The organism is Bellilinea sp. (assembly GCF_034432615.1).
Classification (GTDB): domain Bacteria; phylum Chloroflexota; class Anaerolineae; order Anaerolineales; family Anaerolineaceae; genus Bellilinea.
On record NZ_DAOUBL010000201.1, the window covers coordinates 1 to 2135 of the forward strand.

Here is a 2135-nt window from a genome sequence, read left to right on the forward strand (position 1 = left end):
CCCGATGCACCAATTCGTAAAGACTCCCAGAAACTCATAGCACCACTCCTTGACTCCTGACAGCAGGATAGCACAAGCCCAAACAGATTTCCGTAAAGTTGGGATGAAGGCTGAATAAAAACGGCGTTAAAAACGTAAAATACACCTCCGGTGAAGGGGGGTGTATTTTACTGTGGGAGAAACGCTATGCGATTGTCTGGAGTGGTATTACCGATAAACCGATCGCAGGGTGTGGGAGTCAGGCTGCCTGCGTAATCGTCGAGGTATAGGCTGCCGCCGGAACGCCGGGCTGGGGCGGCGGAGCGAAGCGCTTTTCGGTCATCTTCCACGCATCGCGCAGTTCCTTCAGCACGTGGATGGCTTCGTCGTATTCGCCCTTGCGGATGCAGTCGAGGCACCACTGATACAGCCGGAAGAGACCAACCGCCACTTCGGGATAATCAAAGTTGAGGGCATCGCGCAGGACGCTGATGGCTTTGGTTGCCTTTTCAAAATCCTTCACTTCGCAGGATTGAATGGCCAGGTCGTAAGCCATAATCACCAGACGGAGCGGGCTGGCGCCCATCACATCTTGCTGCCGGTATTCTTGAGTGCGGTATGCGGTCTGGTACATGATTCAGGTCTCCTCTAATTCGTTCTTGCCGTGCTGGTTTTGGTGTTGACTACCCTTAATTTCGACTGACCGGCTGCAAACTTTAGCCCTGCGCGGTAAATTCTGCGTAAAAACTCACGCCATCAGTTCGATCAAATCGCCGGCTTTGAGCTTGCTCAGCTCATCCGGCGGGATGGTGCGGATGATCTGGCGTGAGGCGCGGTCCATGATGTATACCGTGACCTCGTGGGTTTCACGGTCCACATTAAAGCGCAAAACCACGTCCGAGGTACGCGGTTGGGGTAAGGGGCTGGCAGCCGATTCGCCCGCCTCACTGCGGCGCGGAGCAGCCGCCGCCTTTTCGCTGTAATAATCCACCACCTGCTGCACCCGTGTGGATGAGTCTCCCGCCGGTGGTGAAATCGGGGTAACGTTCAGTTCGTTCATCTCGTCACCTCATTTCTGCTTCCTTGCAGTTCAAAAAATCCAAATCAACGGTTCCTTCCAATGCGCAGCTTAACCGCTGCGGAAAAAATTGCCGTACATGCTGTTCATTTGCTGAGAGGTGTACAGCATCAGCGTCATCTGGGTTTGCATTTCGGCAAACTGTTGAATCAGGGTCTGCTCGCGCTGCGCCAGCCGCTCGTTCATCTGGTCAATCGCTTTGCGGGTCAGTTCCATCTGGCTTTCCACCGACTGCTGCGATTTCTTGATATAACCGTCCGCGCCGGTGAACTGGTTCAGGCGGCTGTCCAGCGCGCCGAGCGCCGCATCCAGCAGCGCTTTGACCGCATTGCGGTCGCTACGCAGGGCGTTTTCCAGCGCGCTGCGGTCACTGATGCTGGCTTTCAGGTCGTCACTCAACTTCAGCCCAATGTCCTCCAGCCGGCTGAAGGATTGCCCGGTGGTGTAAGAGGCCTGAAACTGGCGCAGCAGATCAAAGCGCAGGCTGCGGAACATGCCGTCCCCGACCAGCGCGCCGCGCGTGTAGGTGTTATCGCTGTTCTTGACGGTGGCGGTTTTATCGGCCAGGTACTTTTGCAGGGCATTGAACTGATCAAGAAAGGATTGCACGGCTTTGACATCCGCGCTGAGGTCATCCTCCACAGTGAGGGAAGCAGCCTTGCCCTCCGCATCCGCGCTCAGCGAGAGGCTGACCCCGTAGATCACATCGTTCAGGTTTTCGTTGCGCCCGCGCTGAACGGTCAGGCCGTTGACGGTGAAGACCGCATCGCTGGGGGTTTGCAGCACGGTTTTGAACGCGCCGCCCTGCAGAACGCCGAGCGACTCCAGTACACTGCCGCTCTCATCGGCGGCCAGCAGCAGCACGCCCGCGCCGCTGCGCTGATGGGTTAACACCAGGTGGTTGTTGACGATCGAAGCGCTGACGCGGCTGCCCTCGGCATAAACCGCCTGATTGATTTTAGCGGCAATATCGGCCAGGCTGTCCCCGGCGCTGACGGCGACGGCAGCTCCCTGCGGGGTGTAGTTGACCGAAGCAGCCCCGCTGCCGCGCGAACGCGCCTGCAGAGCGGCCGGGTCA

General features: G+C 57.8%; 3 protein-coding genes. All 3 read right to left on the reverse strand.

Annotation, left to right across the window (positions count from 1 at the left end; translation table 11 throughout):
- Positions 1 to 238: 238 nt before the first annotated feature.
- A complete protein-coding gene (locus VAE48_RS09215) occupies positions 239 to 613 on the reverse strand; it encodes a flagellar export chaperone FliS (protein ID WP_322793034.1) in 375 nt (124 codons plus the stop codon).
- Positions 614 to 727: 114 nt separating this feature from the next.
- A complete protein-coding gene (locus VAE48_RS09220) occupies positions 728 to 1039 on the reverse strand; it encodes a flagellar protein FlaG (RefSeq protein WP_322793035.1) in 312 nt (103 codons plus the stop codon).
- Between the two features lie 69 nt (positions 1040 to 1108).
- The coding region (gene fliD, locus VAE48_RS09225) for a flagellar filament capping protein FliD (RefSeq protein WP_322793036.1) at positions 1109 to 2135 on the reverse strand (1027 nt) is incomplete at its 5' end.